Here is a 19,515-nt window from a genome sequence, read left to right as displayed (position 1 = left end):
AAAACGCTCAGAGCGACAGCGGGGGTGGCCGGGTAGCGGATCAGCAGCGACGCGAGGACCGGCTCGGCACCCACGGCCTTGCCCACACCGGCTCGCCTGGCCGGTTGCGACGGCGAGATCCCGCGCTCCCGCGCGGAGTCGGCGCACCTTCCTGCCGACCTCGCGCGGGTCGCCGCTCGCGGCTGTCATGAGGCAATCCTGTCCGATCCTGTATGTTCCGTATATGGAACGCATGCAGCCCATCATCGCCGGAGTGGTGACCGCGCTGGTCGGCTTCGCCAGCTCCTTCACCGTCATCCTCGCCGGGTTACGGGCCGTCGGGGCCGACGAACGGCAGGCCGCCTCCGGGCTGATGGCGCTCTGCGTCGCCGTCGGGGCCGTCTCGATCGTGCTGGGCCTGCGGTACCGGATGCCCATCGCGATCGCCTGGTCCACTCCGGGCGCCGCACTCCTGCTGACCGCGGACGGCCGGTTCGCCGAGGCGGTGGGCGCGTTCGTCGTCTGCGGGCTGCTCATCATGGCGGCGGGGCTGATCCCGTGGCTGGGCCGCGCCATCGCGGCGATCCCCGGCCCGATCGCCGCCGCGATGCTCGCGGGGGTGCTGCTCAAGCTGTGTCTCGCGCCGGTCCAAGCCATGCTCGACGTGCCGTACCTGGCCGGTCCGGTGATCCTGGTCTGGGCGCTGCTCTACCGCTTCGCCCGCACGTGGGCGGTGCCGGGGGCACTGGCGACCGCGGTGGCGGTCATCGCGATCGCCTACTCTCCCGGAGACCTCAGCCTGGTGCCGGTGGTCGAGATCACGCCACCCGCCTTCAGCCTCTCCGCGGTGGTGGGCATCGGCGTGCCGTTGTTCCTGGTCACGATGGCCGCCCAGAACGTCCCCGGCATGGCGGTCCTCTCCGGGTACGGCTACCGTCCGCCGCTGCGCGGGGTGCTGCTGGCGACGGGGGCGGCCTCGGCGCTCGGCGCGCCCTTCGGCGGGCACGCCATCAACCTGGCCGCCATCACCGCCGCGCTGGCCGCCTCACCCGAGGCGGCACCGGACCCCTCCCGCCGGTGGATCGCCTCGGTCACGGCGGGCGTCTCCATGATCGGTCTCGGCCTGCTGTCCAGCGCCGCCGCCGCCCTGGTCCTGCTGGCGCCGCCCGTCCTGGTGACCGCCGTGGCCGGGCTCGCCCTTTTCGGCGCGCTCGGCTCCGCGCTCTCGTCCGCCTTCGCCGAGGCCCACGGCAGAGAGGGCGCGGTCGTCACCTTCGCGGTCACCGCCTCGGGCGTGAGCTGGCTGGGCGTCGGTTCGGCCTTCTGGGGTCTCGTGGCGGGTGGCCTCATGCACCTGCTGCTACGGCGGGCTCAGGCGGCCGGTTCGCGCTCCACCCTGCCGACCGACCCCAGGTAGTCGGGCTCGGCATGCACGGCGGTGGCCATGGGCAGGTGCGGGAGCGCCTCCTCGAGCCGGTCGGCGCGCTCCGGCGTCCTGCCGAGCAGGAAGCGGGCCTCGCCGGGGGAGCTGGAGGCAGAAGTGCCGGCGTGGCCCTCGAAGACGGCGACCTGAGCATCCTTGTATTGAATCTTCCCGGCGACCACGTCGAAGGACTGGTGGGCGATGAGCCAGGCGCTGCTGCGACGGAACTGGCGGGTGGTGAATCGCCAGGGTCGGCCGTCGACGCCGTCGCACGGGGTCGTGAGGACGGATCCGATTGAGCGCGTTCATCGACGCGGGGCTGAACATCGACCGGGTGGCCGAGCCGCGAGAGAGGACCCCATTCCCTCCGTCCCGGCGGTCAACGCATTCCGGGGTTGAAGCGATCAGACAGCCCGCGGGCTGAGCGTCGGGCGACCCCCGGAGACCGATCCACGTACTGGAGTGTTCGAGCATGTCCCGGCTCGATCACGGCTTCCTTTGGTGCGCTCGATGAGCCGAACGAAAGTCCCTAAGCGGTATCCGGGCCGTAGAGCGCGGCGATGTCCTTGGCGGTGGCCCACCGGCTGTAGGTGGGCGATTGCGGCCAGCCGTCGGGCGAGTCCTGCCACTCCTCCTGCCGCCCGTACGGCAGCAGGTCGATCAGCCCGAACGTGTGGGTGAGCTGCTCGGTGCCCCGGCCGTTGGTGTGCCACGTGCGATACACGGTGTCGCCATCGCGCAGGAACACGTTGACGGCGAAGCCTCCGCCGGGAGGTGCGCCGACGTCGGCGCCGAAGGGGCTGTTCGCGGTGGAATACCAGTCCATCTTGTTCCCGACCCGCCGCTTGTAGGCGAGTGCCTCGTCGATCGGGCCCTGAGTGACGATGACGAACCGGGCATCGTAGTCGTCCAGGAACTCCAGCCGGGTGAACTGCGAGGTGAACCCCGTGCAACCCGGGCACTGCCACTCCTTGCCCGGGAACCACATGTGGTTGTAGACGATCAGTTGCCTCTTGCCTTCGAAGACGTCGGCCAGCCGAATAGGCCCGGCCTCGCCCTCGAGGGTGTAGTCCGGCATCCTCACCATGGGCAGGCGGCGGCGCTGGGCGGCGATGGCGTCGAGCTCCCGGGTCGCGGCCTTCTCGCGGGCACGCAGTGCTTCGAGCTGACGCTGCCAGGTGTCGGCGTCGACGACGGGCGGGAGCGCGTTTGTGCTCATGGTCCCTCCACTGATCATGTGCGCGGCTTGCAGTGTGTAGGTGTAGACCGGGCCCGGTCGTCGAATTCATCGGTGGCCGGCGGATCCGATGGGGAGAGAGCACACAGCCGCCCCCGGAACGCGTTCGCCGTGCACCGCCCGCATGTCAGCCGCCAGGCCTGGCCGCTGTGGCGAGGACCGGGCCCGCTCGTGAGGCTGACCGCGGCTCTCACATCCGCGCTCAGCCAGAGCGAAACGGCCGCGTGACAGGTGAATCAGGAGTCGCGGCGATGACGCGCATGGTCGTGGACTTCCCCGCGCCGTTGGGCCCCAGAAAGCCGGTCACCCGCCCGGGGGGAACCTGGAAGGACAGCCGGTCCAAGGCGAGCGTCGAGCCGTATTGCTTCGTCGACTCTCCGACTTCGATCACATGAACACGGTGACAAACCATCCCGGCGCAGCGCGTCTGACCACGGTCGGAACTTCCCCGTCTGTCCACGGTCGTACATCGGCACGGCCTGACCGCCTGCACGAGATATCGGTGCAATGATCTTGCCTGTGTTGCGAGCAAGTCGGATGGCATGGACTAGACCGCGGTCGCGATCGCCGTAGGCCCGCCACCACAGTGGTGGCGGGCGGCCGTACGCGACCTCACCCGTCACTGGCTCGCGGTCAGGCGTCCCAGGTGACCGGGAGGCTCTTGACCCCGTAGATGTCGGCTGTCTCCGGGCGCAGGGCGACCTCGTCGGCCGGTACGGCCAGCCGCAGGGTGGGGAAGCGGTTGAGCAGCGCGGGGAGCGCCACCCGCATCTCGACGCGGGCCAGCTGCTGGCCCAGGCACTGGTGGATGCCGTGGCCGAAGGCCAGGTGCCCGCCGTCCTGCCTGCGGAGATTGAGCACGTGGGGATCGGTGAAGCGCTCGGGGTCGCGGTTGGCGGTGTTGACCGACAGGATGACCGTCGTGCCGGCCTCGATGGTGTGGCCGCCCAGCTCGACGTCCTGCAGCGCCGTCCTCATGAACGTCTTGGCGACGCTCAGATACCGCAGCAGCTCCTCCACGGCCCGGTCGGCGAGCGCGGGATCGGCGCGCAGCGCGGCCAGCTGCGCCGGGTTGCGCAGCAGGGCGAAGGTGCCCAGCGCCAGCATGTTCGTGGTGGTGTCGAGCCCGGCCGCCAGCAGGATCAGGCTCATCCCCTTCAGCTCCTCGTCGGTCAGGTCGCTGTCGGTGAGGTCGCTGAGCACGTCGTCGGTGGGGTTGGCGCGCTTGGCTGCCACCAGCTCGCCGAGGTAGTGCTGGGTCGCGGTGTAGGCGGCGAACAGGTCTTCGTCGCTGGTTTCCCCGCTCATGAACTTGTCGATGTTCTCCTGGAAGGAGCCTCGGTCCTGGTACGGCACGCCCAGCAGCTCACAGATCATGATGGCGGGGATGGGCTTGGCGAACGCGGTCACCAGGTCGGTCGGCGGCCCGGTCTCCTCCATGGCGTCCAGGTGCTCGGCGGTGATCTGCTCGACGCGCTCGGTGAGCAGCCGCATCCGGCGGACGGTGAACTTGCCCGCCAGGGGTTTGCGGTAGCGGCTGTGCTGTGGGTCGTCCATGAGGAGGAACTCGCCGGGCGGCGCCGGAGGGACCTCGATGTCGCCGTAGTCGATCAGCGGGTGGTGGCGCATGAGCTCCTTGCGGGAGCTGAACCGCCGGTCGGCCAGTACCGAGCGGACCAGGTCATAGCCGGTGATCAGCCAGCCCTGGTGTCCGTCGGGGAAGGGGTAGCGGCTGATCGGGCCGTGCCCGCGGGCGTCGATCAGCTCTGCCGGCGGGTCGAAGGGGCAGCCGGGCTGACGCGCCGTCGGCATCGCCGTGACGGTGTGGAGGGATTCACCCATGACTTTCCTCGTCTCGCGATCGTACGTGTTTGGAGTGGCTCGGAAGCTACGTTGCATTCAGCGCGTCAAGCGGCGTCGAGGGCTTCGGTGATCTTGCGGGCCATCTCCGCCATGGTGGGGCTGGGCTCGCCCTGGTGGGTCCGGGTGGCTGCGTCGATGGCGATGATGACGGTGCTGCGGAAGTTGCCGGCCTCGGCCGGAGCCTGCTCCTTGAGCAGGCTCATGGCCGCGGTCAGGGCCGGCAGCACGGTGTCGGCGAGTTCGGCCACGGACTTGCCGTTCAGCTTCGCGCCCTTGGGCTTCTTGGCGAGCACGTGCCCGACCAGGCCGGTCGCGGAGGTCAGGGCGATGGAGCCCTCGGTGCCGGCCCTGTGGGCCGAGCCGGCGGCACCGGCGGCGGACATCAGCGAGACGGCGCCCCATGCGGCGGTCCACAGGGTGATCTTGTCCTGGTCGGTGAGGGTGATGGACATGGTTGTGTGGTCCTTTACATCCGTTCTGGAACCGTTCATGGCGTCCAGCGTTGCCGACCGCTCTGATACCGGGCCGTCGCCGGCCTGACACGGCCGCTGACACCGGCACCGCATGGTCGACGGCCGGCGCGAGGGCTGGTCGGCTGGGGACCGACCGGTTGCTGGTATCTCGGCTGGACCGGGACCTCGCGCTCGCGGAGTTGCGCCGCCGACTCCCAGTAGAGAACGGGCCGGCAAGGGTACCGGCGGCGATCGGCCGCTGATGCGGTGTCGTGTCAGCGCCCGCGTCAGGATGGCAACGGCCCGGTATCAGGGCGGTCGGCGACGCTGGACGCCATGAACGGTTCAGCCATTGCGGCCTCGGGGCTGCGGAAGGCATACAAAGACAAGGTCGTGCTCGACGGCGTCGACCTGCATGTCCGGACCGGCACGATCTTCGCCCTGCTCGGGCCCAACGGCGCCGGGAAGACCACCACGGTGAACGTGCTGACCACGCTGCTGACCCCCGACGCCGGGAAGGCGGTCGTCGCCGGGCACGACGTGGCCACGCAAACCAAGGCGGTGCGTGCGGCGATCGGGGTCACCGGGCAGTTCGCCTCGGTCGATGACCTGCTGACCGGTGAGGAAAACCTGCTGATGATGGCGGATCTCCTGCACCTGCCCAAGAAGGAGGGCAAACGAATCACCGACCGGCTGCTCGACCGGTTCGACCTGGCCGAAGCGGCGAGCAAACTGGCGGCGTCCTACTCCGGCGGCATGCGCCGCAAGCTGGACCTTGCCATGACGCTGGTCGGCCAGCCGCAGCTCATTTTTCTGGACGAGCCCACCACGGGACTGGATCCGCGCAGCCGCCGCACGATGTGGGAGATCATCCGGGAACTGGTCGCCGACGGTACGACCATCTTCCTCACGACCCAGTATCTCGAGGAGGCCGACCAGCTCGCCGACCGGATCGCCGTACTCGATCAGGGCCGGCTGGTCGCCGAGGGCACCGCCGATGAGCTCAAGCGCCGGGTTCCCGGCAGTCATGTCCGGCTACGGTTCACCAATCGGCACGAGCTCGACGTCGCGGCACGGGTCCTGCACGGGTCCACAAAGGACGACGAAGAGCTGACCTTGCGTGTGCCCGGCGACGGCGGGGTGAGGTCATTGCGCGCCCTGCTCGATCGGCTCGATGAGCATTCCCTGGAAGTCGAGGAACTGTCGGTGCATACACCGGACCTGGATGACGTCTTCCTCGCCCTTACCGGTCACGAAAGCAAGGAGATCAGCGCACGATGAACGTCATCTCAGCTTCCCTGGCGGATTCCGCGACCATGGTGCGGCGCAACTTCCGACACACGATGCGAAATCCGTTGACCCTGTTCAACTCCATAGTCGTGCCGATTTTCGTGATGTTCCTCATGGTCTACGTACTCGGCGGCGCGTTCGACGTCGGTACCGACTACGTCGACTACGCGACGCCGGGGCTGATCATATTGACCATCGGCTACGGCATAGGACCCACCGCGACCGCGGTGAATTCCGATATGACGACCGGATTCATCAACCGGCTTCGGGTCATGGACGTGTCCCGGGCCGCGGTGTTGAACGCGCACGTGTTCGCGATCATCCTGCGGACCCTGGTGGCCATCGCGATCATCATCGGGGTCGCATTGCTGATGGGATTCCGGCCGTCGGCGAGTTTCCCGGAGTGGCTCGGCGCGATCGGCATCATCGTGTTGACGGTGCTGGCGATCGGCTGGCTGACCGTCGCGTCCGGACTCGCCGCGAAGACACCGGAAAACGCGGGCCTCGCCGGTGTCCCGCTGATGCTCCTTCCCTTCCTGAGCAGCGCGTTCGTGCCGGCCGACACGATGGGGCCGGGTGCGCGGCAATTCGCCGAGTACCAGCCGTTCACCTCGATCATCGAAACCCTGCGCGGGCTGTTGACCGGCACGCCGTCGGCGGGATCGGCCATCACGGCGATCGCCTGGTGTGTGGGGCTCTCGTTGGCCGGCTACCTGTGGGCGCGTGCGACGTTCACGAAGCGAGCGTGATCTCGGCCAGCTCACGCCAATCCCGCCGCTGTCCGTCGCGGGTCGCCTCGGCGAACGCGGCTTCGCCGAGGCGATTCCGCGCCTCCGCGGCGATCCTGGCAACGTCCGGCTGCGAGCGATCCGGCGTACCGCGCACGCTGTCGCTCGCCGCGAGCAGTCGCACGGCCTGCTCGTACTGCCCCTGGCGCAGCGCGAGATCCGCGATCCCGATCAAGATCTCGGCGATCGTCGGTGGATGCGGGTGATCCGTGGCCGCGGCCGCGCGGAACGCCTCGGCCCGATACACGCGGGCCTTGTCGAGATCCTCGGTGAGGTAGCCGTACAGGTGCATGGTCACGGCACGGATGGAGTCGGCCTTTTCCGCGTCGCCCAGCACCGCCCGCGCCGTGGCCAGGTGCTCGTGTGCCTTGTCCGGCTCGGCACGCCAGTGCGCCAGCTGCGCCTTCGAAAGCGCCAGCTCGGCAAGCGTGTCCGGCCAGGCGATCCCGCCCGCGCACCGCTGCGCTTCCGCCATGGCGAGCGTGCTGGCTCGCTCGTCGCCGAGCAGCCAGTACAGCTGAGCCAGCCGCGCCCGCACCCCGACCACGTCCTCCATCGCGCCTACCTCGGTCAGCGCCACAACCGCCTCTTCGTGGTATTCACACGCGCGTGCGAACTCGCCGCGCATGGCGAGTCGATCGGCCAGGAAGGTCAGCGCCAACGAGATCCCCATCCGGTCACCCAGCGTGCGGAACTCGGCAAGGGCGATCTCGGCGTCGACGTCCACGTCCGTCTCGTCGGCGCCGAGCGTCAACCGGAATCGGCCACGACTGAGCCTGGCCTGCGCGCGCACCCACGGATCGTCGCCGGCGATGAGCGGCTCGAGCGCGGGCAGGAATTCCGTCGGGGCGTGCAGCATCCGCTCCCACAGCTGGACGAACCCGAGCAGCGGGTGGCGAGACCCGCTGCGCTGGGCCAACCGGTGGGCCTCTTGAATCCACTCCCGCGCCTGATACTGATCGCCGCTGACCCCGGAGGTCACGAACACCGTCACCATGACGTACGCCATCGCCCGCACCTCATCGGACACCTCACCGTGCAGCGAGGCCGCCGCGATGCTCAACTCCGCGCCCTCGGCCCTGTGCCCGCTGAGGTACCAGTACCAGCCCGCGGCCGCGACCAGCCGCATCGCCTCCTGGGCCCATCCCTCGGCGATCGCCCCGCGCAGGGCCGCCCTGATGTTGTCGTGCTCGGCCTTCAGCGTGGACAGCCATTCCAGCTGCCCGGCCCGGCGCAGGTTCGGCTCCGCCGTCTCGGCCAGCTCGGTGAAGTAAGCGAGGTGCGCCCGGCGCGCCTGCTCGGTTTCCCCGGCTTCGGCGAGCCGGTGCGCCGCGTACTCCCTGATGGTGTTGAGCATCCGGTAGCGCGGCGTGACCTCGCCGTCGGCGAGCAGCAGCGACTTCTCGATCAACGCGGTCAGCACGTCGAAGACCTGCTCCCCGGCGACCTCGTCCCCGCACACCCGTTCGGCCGCTTCCAGGCTCACCCCGCCGGAGAACACCGACAGCCGCCGCAGCACGCCGCGTTCGGCCTCGGTCAGGAGATCCCAGCTCCAGTCCACGACCGCGCGCAGCGTCTTGTGCCGGGGAAGCACCGTACGGCTGCCGCTGGTCAACAGACGGAATCGGTCATCGAGCCGACGCGCCAGCTGATCGACGGACATGGTGCGCAGACGTGCCGCGGCCAGTTCGATCGCCAGCGGCATCCCGTCGAGCGCCCAGCAGATGCGCGCCATGGCCGACAAGGTGTGCGCGTCGGAGCCGATGTCCTTACGTACCAGCTCCGCGCGGTCCCGCAGCAGCCGCACCGCGGGCGAGGACCCGGTCTCGGCGAGGTCTGCTCCGTTCGCGGGCAGCGCGAGTGGCTCGACCTGCCACAGCACCTCCCCGGTGATGCCGAGCGGTTCCCTGCTCGTGGCCAGGATCCGCAACCTCCGGCACTCCCCGAGAAGCCGATCCGCGAAGGCCGCGGCCGCCTCGATCACGTGCTCGCAGTTGTCCAGGATCAGCAACATCGAGCGCTCCCGGACCGCGGCGATGAGCCGATCCACCGGTTCCCCGCCCCGCGCACCGCCGAGCACTGCCTGGTCACGCAGGCCGATCGCGGTGAGGGCGGCCTGCGCCAGCTCACCGCCTGCCCGCACCGAGGCCAGTTCGACCAGCCACGCCCCATCCGGCAGCTCGGCGAGCATCGCCCGCGCGGTCTCGGTGGCCAGCCTGGTCTTGCCGGAGCCACCTGCCCCGGTCAAAGTGACCAGTCGGTGCTTGACGGCCAGGCCGGCGACCGCGGAGATGTCATCGTCCTTGCCGACGAAACTCGTCAGCTCGGCGCGCAGGTTCGTCCTGCGGTTCTCCGCCCGCCCGCCCAGCTCGCCACGCAGTAACGCGGTGTGCAGCGCGGAGAGCTCGGCCGATGGGTCGGCGCCCAACTCCTCGGCGAGCCGCTCGCGCGTCCGCTGGTACACCGTCAACGCCTCATTGCCACGCCCCGCCTCGGCGAGCGCCCGCATCAAGGCCGCCACGAACCCCTCTCGCAGCGGATACGTGGCAACCAGCTCGGTCAGCTCGGAGACCAACTCCGAGCCACGGCCGAGGCGGATGTCCGCATCCACCCGGTCCCCGAGCGCGGCGACGTAGAGCTCGTCCAGCCGCGCGACCGCGGCGTCGAACACATCGCTGCCTTGTAGCGCGAGGTCCGCCATGGCCGTACCGCGCCACAACGCCAAGGCCGAGCGCAGCAGATCCGCCCGCTCCGCGGGTTCGGCGGCACGGGCCTGACCGACCAGGTGCTCGAAGCGGCACACATCCACGGCATCAGGAGCCACGGCCAGCCGGTACCCGCCGGAATCGGCCTCGATCACACCGTCCGGCAACACCCTGCGCAGCCTGGACACCAACGCCTGCAAGGCGTTCACTTCGTCGGCGGGCGGCTGTTGCCCCCAGATCCAGTCCACCAGCCTCGCACGCGTGACGATCCGGCCGGGTTCGAGGGCGAGTGCAGCCAGCAGTGCGCGCAGCCGAATCCCAGGAACCTCCACCACGGCCCCGTCGCCGTTCCGGACCTCGAACGGTCCCAGCAATCCGACTCTCACGTCAGCAATTCTGCCGAACCGTGGCGACGACCGACCGACCGTCACTGCGCACACACGCCATAGACGTTCATAGGCCCTTATCATCGCAGGTCGGGCGACTGCGTTGATTTCCGTCGGACGCTACGGCGCCCCAGCCACGGCGCGGTTCCGCTGGTGACGGCCTTCACACCCGGACACAACACGAGAGGCCCGTCACCACCACCCACCGGCGCGACGCGAACGCGACCACAGCGGCCCGGCGTGCAGCGCTGGGTGGTTTGTCCGCTATGGGTGCAGTTCCAGGGTAATGTGCGGGGACAGTGCGCGAAGGAAGTCGGGGGCGTCGAAGATCTCGCCGGCGGAGGCGACGCCGACGGTCCTGGTCCGTCCGGTGAGGATGCGGTCGACCGCTTCCACGACGAGCGGAGCGGTGACGGCGTAGATGTCCTGGCCGCTTGCCACAGCGCGCCGTTCACTGCCGCCGGAGCGCACGACGACCTCGACGAGGAAGGTCTGGGCGGACCGCCCACGCTCGTCGACCGCGGCCGGTGTCGGTGTGTCCGGGTCCGACATGTCCCTGGCCGCCTCGATCGCCATGTACGTGCACACCTCGGGGATGGACAGGTGACTGGGAATGGTGACGACGTCGGCCATCGTGAACTCCCCGATGACTTCCCGAGTGCCCATCGGCTCGGGGAAGGGCCACTTCAGGGTGGGCGGGTTGTCGGTGCGGTACTCCAGTCGCCCGTTCGCGTAGCGGACGCGCCGGCCGTCCCGCCGCTCCCGGGAGACCTTGCCCGCCGCGCGCGTCCCGGCGGTGGGGTGCCAATTGCTCAGCCCGTACGCGATGTGCGCCTCGTCGGCCGCGCTCCAGTCGCCCATCGCGGCGGTGGCCAGCAGGTCGCCGAGGCCGCCGTAGAAGGCCATCGCGGGGACGATCACCGCTCCCGCGGCGCGGGCGCGGTCGGTGAAGTGCGCGAACGTGTCGACGTTGGCCTCGATCTCGGCCGCCACATCCACGTACGGGATCCCGGCGCGCAGTGCCGCCTCGATCACGGGGGCGGCCGTCGTGGCGAAGGGCCCGGCACAATTGATCACGGCTGCCGCACCGGCCAGCGCGCGGTCGAGCGAGCCCGGATCGTCGACCGACGCCGGCCGCGCCTCGAGTCCGGGATAAGACGCCGCCAGCGCCTGCAGCTTGCCGGCGTCGCGGCCGGAGAGAATCGGGACGAACCCGCGCTCCCGCAGCTGTGCCACCACGAACCGCCCGGTGTGCCCGTACGCGCCGAACACCGCCACCATCTGCCCCGATCCCATGGGTTCTCCCTGTGCTCGAATGATCCACTGAGGACATCCTGACGGGGGCGGGCGCTGAACCGTGAGTGTCCGGAACGCCATCACTCGTACAATTCCGGACATGGGTACTGTCGCGCTGGCCGTCACCGACGGCATGCTGCACTTCGAACTGTCCCTGGCGTACGAGGTCTTCGCCGCTGTCCCGGACGGCGTGACAGTCCCCTGGTACGACGTCACCGTCTGCGGGCCGGTCGCCGTACGGGTCGGCCGGTTCCGGCTGGAGCCCGACCACGGCTTCGACGCACTCTCGCGCGCCGACACCGTGATCGTCCCCGGTTGGGCCGACGTCGACGTGGAACCACCCGCCGACCTGGTCGAGGCGGTGCGTGCGGCTCACGAGGCAGGCGCACGCGTGGCCTCCCTCTGCACGGGTGCGTTCGTGCTGGCCGCCGCGGGCCTGCTGGACGGACGGCGCGCAACCACCCACTGGGCGCACACCGAAGACCTGGCCGCCCGCTATCCCCAGGTGCAGGTGGACCCGGACGTCCTGTACGTCGACAACGGCAGCCTGCTCACCTCCGCCGGCAAAGCCGCGGCCATGGATCTGTGCCTGCACCTCGTCCGCCGCGACCACGGCTCCTCGATCGCCAACACGGTCGCCCGCCGCCTGGTGGTGCCGCCGCACCGGGACGGTGGCCAGGCCCAGTTCGTGACCACCCCGGTGCCGGCCCCGGACAACCACCCGCTCGCCGAACTGTTCCCCTGGGTGATCGAACGGCTCGACCAGCCGCTGACCGTGACGGACCTGGCCAGGCAGGCGCGGATGAGCTCGCGCAACCTGGGCCGTCACTTCAAGTCGGTGACCGGCACCACCCCGCTGCAATGGCTGCTGACTCAGCGGATCCGCCACGCCCAGGAGTTGCTGGAGACCACCGACGACAGCATCGACACCATCGCGGCGGCCACCGGCATGGGCACCGCGACGACGATGCGCCGGCACTTCAACCGTACGGTCGGTGTGCCTCCGGACACCTACCGCCGCACCTTCCGCTCACGGACATCCATTCGGCCCACAGGGTGATGGCGTCATAGTCGACTCAGACTCACGTTGCCGCGCGTCCATCGGAACGAGCCGCCACCGCCACTGGGGCCATCGAGATGAGGCCGAGATCGGTGAGCGCGGCCGCGCCGCGGTCAGCGTGGTCGCCGCCGGCCAGCACCAGAGTCCGCGCCGATTGGTAGCGGCAGCCGGCGGCGTCGAACGCGTCTGCCGTGGCGAGCAGTCGCTCCTGGTCGTTGTCGAGCAGCGCTTGGGCTCGCTCCACGATGGCGCTGGCGACCGGGTTGCCGGCCACGATGGTCCGAGCGTCGGCCAGACGGTCGCCGGCGTCGGGGATCCCGGCGAGCACGGCCGCCTCGGTGCGCAGCGCCACATACCAGTGGAGCCAGATCCAGGTGACCCATTTCCACACCTGGTCGGGCTCGGGCGCCATCCGCTCCAGCGCCTCCGCCGCCTGCCCGTGGTGCAGCAGAAGCATCGCGTCGAAGACCGACCCGTAGCCATGGGTACGCCCCGGTGAGGTGCCGAGCTGATCCAGGACCTCCCGCCATTCGCCCTGGGCCTCCTGGTCGCCGCGGAGGCCGTGGATCATCGCCACACCGGCCACCGCCGGGCTGAGGCCCGGCTGGGCCGGGCTGCCCGACCGCCGCCACGCGTCGAGGAACCGGACACTGCCCGTGAGCACCTCGTCGGCATTGCCCGCCAGCGCCTCCACCATCAGCAGCCGGTACGTGGCGAGGTGGCCGACCTCCGCCAGAGACGGATGTTCGGCCAGTTGCCGTGCCCACCGGCGGGCGCCCGGCACGTCACCCGCGCCGAGGCTGGCCTCGGTGACCATGCCGAGTGCGTCGACCAGCTCGTGGGTGCCGGCCGGGGTATCCGGCGTGGATGACAGGAGCGTGATCCGGCGCCGGGCCGTATCGGCGGCGGCGAACGTGTCACCGCCCCAGCTCTGGGCGCCGGTGAGTGTGTCGAGCGCGGCGGACTCGGCGAGCGGGTCGCCGGTCCGGCGGGCGAGTTCGACCGCTCGTCCGGCGCGCGCGATCGTCTCCGGCACGGCGTTGTCGGGCGGGCCCTGGGCGGCGCCGAACGCGTCGTAGAGCACTCCGGCCTCGGCCAGCGCCACCGCGGCCTGGGCGGCCGGGTCGTCGCCGGCCAGTTCCCGTGCCTGGGTGATGAGCGCGATCGCCTCTTCCTGCGGAAGCTTCCGTACGAACTTGCCGGAGAACCGGTAGGCGTTGGTGGCGGCGGTCGCCAGGTCACGGGCGGCGCCGGCGGTGTCGCCCGCACGGCGGGCGGCGTCCGCTGCCGCGCGCTGCAGGCGGTGCATGTCATCACCGTGCATCCGGCAGCCGGCGACGGCCGCGGCCTGCCGGAGCATCGACGCGGTGGCGGCGGGGTCGTCGGCCAGCGCGGCCGCCTGCTCGTAGCGCTGCTGGGACTCGCCGGTCAGGTGACGGACGAAGGTCAGCCCCGCCAGGCACCGGGCGAGGCGGTAGGCGCCCGCGCGCTGCTCTGACTGGTCGGCCGCCCACGCCAGGGCCGCGCGCAGGTCGTCGGCCACCGCGTCGAAGCGGGCCCGCCAGTCCGCTCCTGCCTCCGCCAGGCCGGTGGCCTTGGCCAAGCACCAGCGAAGATGCCGGGATCGGGCGTCGGCCAACTCGCCGGCCTCGGTGAGCCGCTCCGTGCCGTACTGGCGGATGGTCTCCAGCGCCCGGTACTGGGTGCCGCCCGGGGAGGCCGTCACCACGAGCAGGCTCTGTTCGGCGAGTCGGGCCAGTCCCTCGGCGACAAGGCCTTCCTCGCCCCCAGCGACCTCCGCCGCCGCCGAAGCCGTGAACGGCGCCACGAACACCGACACCCGGCGCAGCAGCGCCCGGTCGGCCGGCTCCAGCAGGGCATGGCTCCAGTCCAGCGCCGCCCGTACTGAACGGTGCCGCTCATCGGCACGGGAGCCGCCGGTGAGCATCCGGAGCGGGTGGGACAGGGCGGCGGTGATGCCGTCAAGACCGAGCGTGGGATACCGGGCGGCGGCCAGTTCGATGGCCAGCGCCATCCCATCCAGCCGCTCGCAGATCGCGGCGATCTGGTCGCGCAGCGGAGGATCCAGCGGCCGACCGACCGCTGCCGCCCGCTCCATGAACAACATGACCGCGTCCGACTCACCATCGACGGGCAGCGACAGCGGCGGGACCTGATACACCCGTTCGAACGGCACCATCAGCCGTGCCCGGCTGGTCGCCAGCACCGTCACCCGAGGGCACGTCGCCAGCAGCCGCTCGAGAAACAGCGCCACCCCGTTCACCACGTGCTCGCAGTTGTCCAGCACCAGCAGCGCATGACGGTCGGCCAGCGCGGCGACCACGGACCCGGTCATGTCGCGGCCGGGTTGCTCACCGAGGCCGAGCGCCCCGGCGACCGCAGTGGCGATCATGCCCGGATCGGTGACCGGGACCAGGTCGACGAACCACACCCCGTCGGAGTACTCGCCGGCCGCCTCCGCGGCCACCGTCAACGCGAGCCGGGTCTTGCCCACTCCGCCGGGACCGACCGCGGTCACCTGACGGTGTGTCTTGATCATCTCGATCAGCTCGGCCCGCTCGCTCACCCGGCCGACGAACGAGGTCAGCAGGGTGGGCAGAACCGCTGCCCGACGTGACGGGCCGGCGCCGGCCGGCTCGGGCGCACGCTGGGCGAGCGCCCGCCGATCCGGCACCTCCAGCTTGCGCAGCAGCGAGGAGACGTGGCTCTCTACCGTCCGTACCGAGATGCACAGTCGTGCCGCGATCTCGGCGTTGCTGAGACGGGCCCCGACCAGTTCCAGCACCTCGGCTTCCCGAGGCGAGATCTCCACTCCTGTCGCCACTGTCCCAGTTTGCCGCATCCCTCCCCACCCCATCCGCAATGGCCACCGTGCGCGATCCGTGCCGTCGATCCGTGGTGCGGTTCCGTGGTCGCCACGGATGTGGACCGGCCAGGCCGCGAGAAAAGCTATGAACACGCAAACGGCGGGTCGATGTGACCCATGACGACAGGAGTGACCATGACCGGCTCTTCCACCCAGGGAATCAAGACGGTGCTGCACCCCGTGACCGACCTGGCCAAGGCGAAGGCGGTGTATGCGGCCCTGCTCGGTGTCGCGCCGCAGACCGACTCGTCCTACTACGTCGGCTTCGAGGCCGAGGGCCAGCACATCGGACTGGTGCCGGGCGGTGGACCGCAGGGCATGACCACGCCGGTGGCCTACTGGCACGTGCCGGACATGGAGGCGAAGCTGGCCGAGGTGATCGCCGCGGGGGCCACCGTGAAGGAGGCCGCGCACGAGGTCGGCGGCGGCCGCCTGGTGGCCACCGTCATCGACCCCGACGGCAACGTGCTCGGGCTGATCCAGGACCGGTGAGCAGCGGACCTGCCCCTGCCCTATCGGCCGCGTAGCGGCCCCGCCGACAAGACGACCAACCCACCTCGCTCAAAGGACCTGCCATGACCTCCTTCGCATCCGTCACCCTGGAAGTTTCCGACCCCACCGCCGTGGACGCCTTCTACGAAGCCTTCGGTTTGGGGCCGTACGTGAACGTGCGCGCCTCGGACGCGCCGACGACCGGCTTCCGTGGGTTCGCGCTGTCCCTCGTGGTGTCCCAGCCGGGCAACGTCGACGCCCTCGTCGGCGCCGCCCTCGACGCCGGTGCCACGATCCTGAGGCCGGCCACGAAGGGATTCTGGGGCTACGGCGGCGTCGTACGCGCCCCGGACGGGACGATCTGCAAGATCGCGACCTCGAAGAAGAAGGACACCGGCCCTGCCGCCCGGCACATCGACCAGGTCGTGCTGCTGTTGGGAGTCGCGGACGTCAAGGCGAGCAAGCGGTTCTACGTCGACCGTGGCCTGGCCGTGGGGAAGAGCTTCGGCGGCAAGTACGTCGAGTTCGACACCCCGTCGTCGGCCGTCACGCTGGCGCTCTACCCGCGCCGCGCCCTCGCCAAGGACACCGGCGTCTCCCAGGAGGGCACCGGATCACACCGGATCCTGATCGGCGGCGATGCCGGGCCCTTCACCGACCCCGACGGGTTCGTCTGGGAGGCCGCATCCGTCTGAGGCAGGCGACGGGCCGGCCTCGGCCACGAACATTCCGAAGAAGGCGGCGCGGCGCAGCTCACACGCCGACAAGGCGGCGCAGGACCGGCGGGACGTACTCGCGAAGATCTCCGAGATGCAGGAAGCGGACCGGATCATGGCCGAGCGCGTCCATGCCGTCATCACCGCCAGCGCCCCGGCCCTCGCGCCGAAGCTCTGGTACGGGATGCCCGCCTATGCGCTGGACGGCAAAATCGTCTGCCACTTCCAGCCTGCGGCGAAGTTCAAGGCGCGCTACGCCACGCTCGGGTTCAGCGACGTGGCCAAGCTGGACGAGGGCACGATGTGGGCTGCCGGTTTCGCCCTGACCGAGGTGACGGCCGCGGTGGAGGCACGGATCGCCGCGCTGGTGAAGCAGGCGGTGAGCTGAGGCGCGCCCAATGGCGGCACCTGTGGTTTCCCCCACCCCTGAACGGCCACCTGCCTCATGGTGACCAGACCCTGATCATTCCTAGTCTCAGACGCATGACGGAATGGCTGATTGACCTGATGGAAATGCTCGGCGCGCCGGGAGCCGGGATGGCGATCGCGCTGGAGAACCTCTTCCCGCCCCTCCCCAGCGAGGTGATCCTGCCGCTGGCCGGCTTCACCGCCTCCCAGGGAGAGATGAACCTGCTCGCCGTGTTGTTGTGGACCACCGCCGGTTCGGTGATCGGGGCGCTGGCGCTGTACTGGGTGGGCGCGCTGCTCGGCCGCGAGCGCACGCTGGCCCTGGCCGCCCGGATCCCGCTGCTGAAGGTCTCCGACATCGCCAAGACCGAGGCATGGTTCCTCAAGCACGGGCGCAAGACGGTGTTCTTCGGCCGGATGATCCCGATCTTCCGCAGCCTGATCTCCATCCCCGCCGGGGTGGAGCGCATGCCGCTGGGAATCTTCACGCTCCTGACCACGGCCGGGAGCTTGCTCTGGAACACCCTCTTCGTGCTGGCCGGCTGGACGCTGGGGGAGAACTGGTCGCTGGTGGAGACCTACGTGGGCATGGGCACTAACGCGGTCATCGCCGCGGTGGCGCTGGCCGTGCTGGTCTTCGTGGGGATGCGGCTGGTCGAGCGGCGCAAGGGGCGGCATGCGGTTGGCGGTTAGGGGCTGCGGGACGGTGTGAGCACCCGTCTCTCCCGTACGCCGGCTCCTCAGGAGTGCCAACCTTTCGCCGCCCCCAGAGCGTTTGGAGGGTACCGACACGAGGAGAGACGTTGGATCGCGATGCCAGCTTCCGGGCGTTCGTGGATGTTCACCAACGCCCGTTGATGCGCCTGGCCTACCTGCTAACCGGAGAGGTCCACCTTGCAGAGGACCTCCTGCAGAGTGTGCTGGTCCGCATGATCGGGCGGTGGTCGAAGTTACGCCACATCGACAACCTCGACGCCTACGCGCGTAAGACCATGGTCAACCAGTACATCTCGTGGCGGCGCCGCCGCCACTCCGACGAGGTTCCGAGCGCCGACCCACCCGACCGCGCCTACTCGCCCGAGGACTCCGCCGTCCTGCGGATCGTCCTGCGCCAGGCGCTCATGCGGCTGACGCCCAAGCAGCGTGCGGTGCTCGTCCTGCGCTTCTACGAGGACCGCACCGAACGCGACGTCGCCGACCTGCTGGGATGCTCCGTCGGCACCGTGAAGAGCCAGGCGCACCACGCGCTGGCCCGCCTGCGTGCGCTGGCGCCGGAACTGGCGCCGAGACTGCCCGTACTGGACGACCCGGCCCGTAGTGAGGGGGCACGCCGATGACCTGGCTCGGAGACCAGCTCAGCCGCATCGCGGACGACATGCCGGAGCGCGACCTGGGCACCAGGGCGATAGAGATCCATCAGCGCAGGCGGCGCAACTTCATTGCGCTCGCCGCCGCCGCGGTGGTCGTCGTCATCGTGCTCGCCGCCACCGTCGGGGTACGGGCACTGCCCGCGGAGCCGCGCGCCGCAGCCCGCCCGTCCGCGCCGCCCGAGCAGTCCACCATCAAGGTCGGGGTGGTGCCGACGGTGGAGTCGGCGCCCGTATTCGTGGCCTTGACCAAGAACTATTTCAAGGAGGAAGGGCTGACGGTGGAGCCGGTGACCATCACCGGCCCGGCGGCCGCGATGCCTCAGGTCCTGAGTGACGCGCTGGACCTGGCGCAGACCGACTACGTCACGGCCTTCGTGGCGAACGACAACGGTCAGGAAGTCAAGATCGTTTCCAGTCTGTACCAGGCCGCGCCAGGGAGCTTCGCGGTCGCCGTGAACGCCAAGTCGAAGATCAGGACGGCGGCCGACCTCAAGCGCAAGAAGCTCGCGATCCCGAACCTCATAGGGCTCGGGCCGTTGGCGCTGTCAGCCGTGCTGAAGCGGGCCGGGCTGAGGTTGACGGACGTGCGGTTGATCGAGAGACCCTCCCCTGACATGCTCGACGCGCTGGAAAAGGGGCGGGTCGACGCCGCCCTGCTGGCCGAGCCGTTCGTCACCATGGGCCGCGAGACCGGGCACGTGCGGATCGTGGAGGACGCGATGACGGCGGATTTCGTGAACCTGCACACCGCGGGCATGACGGCCACCGACCAGTGGATCCGGCGAAACCCTCGCACACTGGCGGCCTTCCAGCGCGCGCTGACCAAGGCGCAGCGCCTGATCGCGAGCGATCCCCAGCAGGTGCGCCAGGCGCTGCCCACCTACATAAGGATGTCCAAGGCGGAGGTCGCAGGCGTCGCGCTCGGCTCCTATCCCGCCAAGCTGGACATGACAGAACTCCAGCGGATCGCCGATCTGGCCCGCACCTACGAGTTGCTCAGACGCCCGGCGGACGTCCGGAGCGCCGTCGTGAAGGGCGGGTGAGCGCGGCCGATTCCTTCCGCGCTCCGCGGTGGCGAACGTACAGACGCACTGACGGAGACCGCCGGGCTGAAGAGTCGCCCCGGCGGTCATCCCGCGGATGGCCTGGTCCTACGTCCCTCG

17 protein-coding genes and 1 pseudogene are annotated in these 19,515 nt (G+C 70.1%); 10 read left to right on the top strand and 8 right to left on the bottom strand.

All coding sequences use genetic code 11. The features are described from left to right. Nucleotides 1–223: 223 nt before the first annotated feature. Nucleotides 224–1,396 (top strand): benzoate/H(+) symporter BenE family transporter, encoded by a 1,173-nt coding sequence (locus ID574_RS09350; RefSeq protein ID WP_188188435.1) that lies wholly within the window; start codon nt 224–226, stop codon nt 1,394–1,396. On the opposite strand, the gene ID574_RS09345 is transcribed toward ID574_RS09350, so the two are convergent. The 5 genes and pseudogenes from ID574_RS09345 to ID574_RS09325 all read right to left on the bottom strand — a co-directional run bounded on the left by ID574_RS09345 (nt 1,351) and on the right by ID574_RS09325 (nt 4,954). Next, nucleotides 1,351–1,584: a hypothetical protein gene (locus ID574_RS09345; RefSeq protein ID WP_188188434.1), complete on the bottom strand. Its 234-nt coding sequence runs from the start codon at nt 1,582–1,584 to the stop codon at nt 1,351–1,353. The two genes, ID574_RS09350 and ID574_RS09345, sit on opposite strands and share 46 nt — an antisense overlap. 347 nt (nt 1,585–1,931) lie before the next feature. Continuing rightward, a complete protein-coding gene (locus ID574_RS09340) occupies nt 1,932–2,621 on the bottom strand; it encodes a DUF899 domain-containing protein (RefSeq protein ID WP_188188433.1) in 690 nt (229 codons plus the stop codon). A 268-nt stretch (nt 2,622–2,889) separates the two neighbouring features. Beyond that, nucleotides 2,890–3,051: pseudogene (locus ID574_RS09335) on the bottom strand (ATP-binding cassette domain-containing protein); the annotation flags it as partial. Between the two features lie 221 nt (nt 3,052–3,272). Further along, complete coding sequence (locus ID574_RS09330; RefSeq protein WP_188188432.1) at nt 3,273–4,481, bottom strand: cytochrome P450; 1,209 nt, start codon at nt 4,479–4,481, stop codon at nt 3,273–3,275. Nucleotides 4,482–4,546: 65 nt separating this feature from the next. Continuing rightward, nucleotides 4,547–4,954, bottom strand: a complete 408-nt coding sequence (locus ID574_RS09325; RefSeq protein WP_188188431.1) for a hypothetical protein — start codon at nt 4,952–4,954, stop codon at nt 4,547–4,549. Nucleotides 4,955–5,290: 336 nt separating this feature from the next. On the opposite strand from ID574_RS09325, the gene ID574_RS09320 reads away from it, so the two are divergent. Beyond that, nucleotides 5,291–6,235, top strand: coding sequence for an ATP-binding cassette domain-containing protein (locus ID574_RS09320; RefSeq protein WP_188188430.1), 945 nt, complete (start codon nt 5,291–5,293; stop codon nt 6,233–6,235). Then, complete coding sequence (locus ID574_RS09315; RefSeq protein WP_188188429.1) at nt 6,232–6,993, top strand: ABC transporter permease; 762 nt, start codon at nt 6,232–6,234, stop codon at nt 6,991–6,993. The genes ID574_RS09320 and ID574_RS09315 overlap by 4 nt, the downstream gene beginning before the upstream one ends. Here the strand turns inward: ID574_RS09315 and ID574_RS09310 are convergent. Next, entirely contained in the window at nt 6,977–10,123 is a 3,147-nt protein-coding gene (locus ID574_RS09310) for an AfsR/SARP family transcriptional regulator (protein ID WP_188188428.1), read from the bottom strand. The genes ID574_RS09315 and ID574_RS09310 overlap by 17 nt on opposite strands. Nucleotides 10,124–10,387: 264 nt before the next feature. After that, the gene (locus ID574_RS09305; RefSeq protein WP_188188427.1) at nt 10,388–11,419 is read right to left on the bottom strand and encodes a saccharopine dehydrogenase family protein; all 1,032 of its coding nucleotides are present in this window, start codon (nt 11,417–11,419) and stop codon (nt 10,388–10,390) included. A gap of 100 nt (nt 11,420–11,519) precedes the next feature. Between ID574_RS09305 and ID574_RS09300 the strand changes: the two genes are divergently transcribed. Then, nucleotides 11,520–12,479 (top strand): helix-turn-helix domain-containing protein, encoded by a 960-nt coding sequence (locus ID574_RS09300; RefSeq protein ID WP_188188426.1) that lies wholly within the window; start codon nt 11,520–11,522, stop codon nt 12,477–12,479. Nucleotides 12,480–12,501: 22 nt separating this feature from the next. Here the strand turns inward: ID574_RS09300 and ID574_RS09295 are convergent, their stop codons facing one another. Continuing rightward, nucleotides 12,502–15,324 (bottom strand): ATP-binding protein, encoded by a 2,823-nt coding sequence (locus ID574_RS09295; RefSeq protein ID WP_223166534.1) that lies wholly within the window; start codon nt 15,322–15,324, stop codon nt 12,502–12,504. A gap of 177 nt (nt 15,325–15,501) precedes the next feature. Between ID574_RS09295 and ID574_RS09290 the strand changes: the two genes are divergently transcribed. From ID574_RS09290 to ID574_RS09265, 6 genes are all read left to right on the top strand, one after another. Further along, on the top strand, nt 15,502–15,858 hold the full coding sequence (locus ID574_RS09290; RefSeq protein ID WP_188188424.1) for a VOC family protein: 357 nt from the start codon (nt 15,502–15,504) through the stop codon (nt 15,856–15,858). Nucleotides 15,859–15,941: 83 nt separating this feature from the next. Next, entirely contained in the window at nt 15,942–16,553 is a 612-nt protein-coding gene (locus tag ID574_RS09285) for a VOC family protein (RefSeq protein ID WP_188188423.1), read from the top strand. 115 nt (nt 16,554–16,668) lie between these two features. Then, a complete protein-coding gene (locus ID574_RS09280) occupies nt 16,669–16,962 on the top strand; it encodes an iron chaperone (protein ID WP_188188422.1) in 294 nt (97 codons plus the stop codon). Between the two features lie 95 nt (nt 16,963–17,057). Then, nucleotides 17,058–17,675, top strand: a complete 618-nt coding sequence (locus ID574_RS09275) for a DedA family protein (protein ID WP_188188421.1) — start codon at nt 17,058–17,060, stop codon at nt 17,673–17,675. Between the two features lie 110 nt (nt 17,676–17,785). Then, nucleotides 17,786–18,319 (top strand): SigE family RNA polymerase sigma factor, encoded by a 534-nt coding sequence (locus ID574_RS09270; protein ID WP_188188420.1) that lies wholly within the window; start codon nt 17,786–17,788, stop codon nt 18,317–18,319. Further along, a complete protein-coding gene (locus tag ID574_RS09265; RefSeq protein ID WP_188188419.1) occupies nt 18,316–19,395 on the top strand; it encodes an ABC transporter substrate-binding protein in 1,080 nt (359 codons plus the stop codon). Before ID574_RS09270 ends, ID574_RS09265 begins: the two co-directional genes overlap by 4 nt. The last annotated feature ends 120 nt before the right edge of the window (nt 19,396–19,515 follow it).

It is taken from the genome of Nonomuraea sp. SYSU D8015 (genome assembly GCF_008065375.1).
Lineage (GTDB): Bacteria > Actinomycetota > Actinomycetes > Streptosporangiales > Streptosporangiaceae > Nonomuraea.
This window is presented reverse-complemented; position numbering and strand designations above follow the sequence as displayed.

Excerpts from the sequence above, each read along its gene's own strand:
- ID574_RS09350 (WP_188188435.1), top strand. The coding sequence starts at position 224 with ATGGAACGCATGCAGCCCATCATCGCCGGAGTGGTGACCGCGCTGGTC.
- ID574_RS09340 (WP_188188433.1), bottom strand. The coding sequence starts at position 2,621 with ATGAGCACAAACGCGCTCCCGCCCGTCGTCGACGCCGACACCTGGCAG.
- ID574_RS09330 (WP_188188432.1), bottom strand. The coding sequence starts at position 4,481 with ATGGGTGAATCCCTCCACACCGTCACGGCGATGCCGACGGCGCGTCAG.
- ID574_RS09325 (WP_188188431.1), bottom strand. The coding sequence starts at position 4,954 with ATGTCCATCACCCTCACCGACCAGGACAAGATCACCCTGTGGACCGCC.
- ID574_RS09320 (WP_188188430.1), top strand. The coding sequence starts at position 5,291 with ATGAACGGTTCAGCCATTGCGGCCTCGGGGCTGCGGAAGGCATACAAA.
- ID574_RS09315 (WP_188188429.1), top strand. The coding sequence starts at position 6,232 with ATGAACGTCATCTCAGCTTCCCTGGCGGATTCCGCGACCATGGTGCGG.
- ID574_RS09305 (WP_188188427.1), bottom strand. The coding sequence starts at position 11,419 with ATGGGATCGGGGCAGATGGTGGCGGTGTTCGGCGCGTACGGGCACACC.
- ID574_RS09300 (WP_188188426.1), top strand. The coding sequence starts at position 11,520 with ATGGGTACTGTCGCGCTGGCCGTCACCGACGGCATGCTGCACTTCGAA.
- ID574_RS09290 (WP_188188424.1), top strand. The coding sequence starts at position 15,502 with ATGACCGGCTCTTCCACCCAGGGAATCAAGACGGTGCTGCACCCCGTG.
- ID574_RS09285 (WP_188188423.1), top strand. The coding sequence starts at position 15,942 with ATGACCTCCTTCGCATCCGTCACCCTGGAAGTTTCCGACCCCACCGCC.
- ID574_RS09280 (WP_188188422.1), top strand. The coding sequence starts at position 16,669 with ATGCAGGAAGCGGACCGGATCATGGCCGAGCGCGTCCATGCCGTCATC.
- ID574_RS09275 (WP_188188421.1), top strand. The coding sequence starts at position 17,058 with ATGACGGAATGGCTGATTGACCTGATGGAAATGCTCGGCGCGCCGGGA.
- ID574_RS09265 (WP_188188419.1), top strand. The coding sequence starts at position 18,316 with ATGACCTGGCTCGGAGACCAGCTCAGCCGCATCGCGGACGACATGCCG.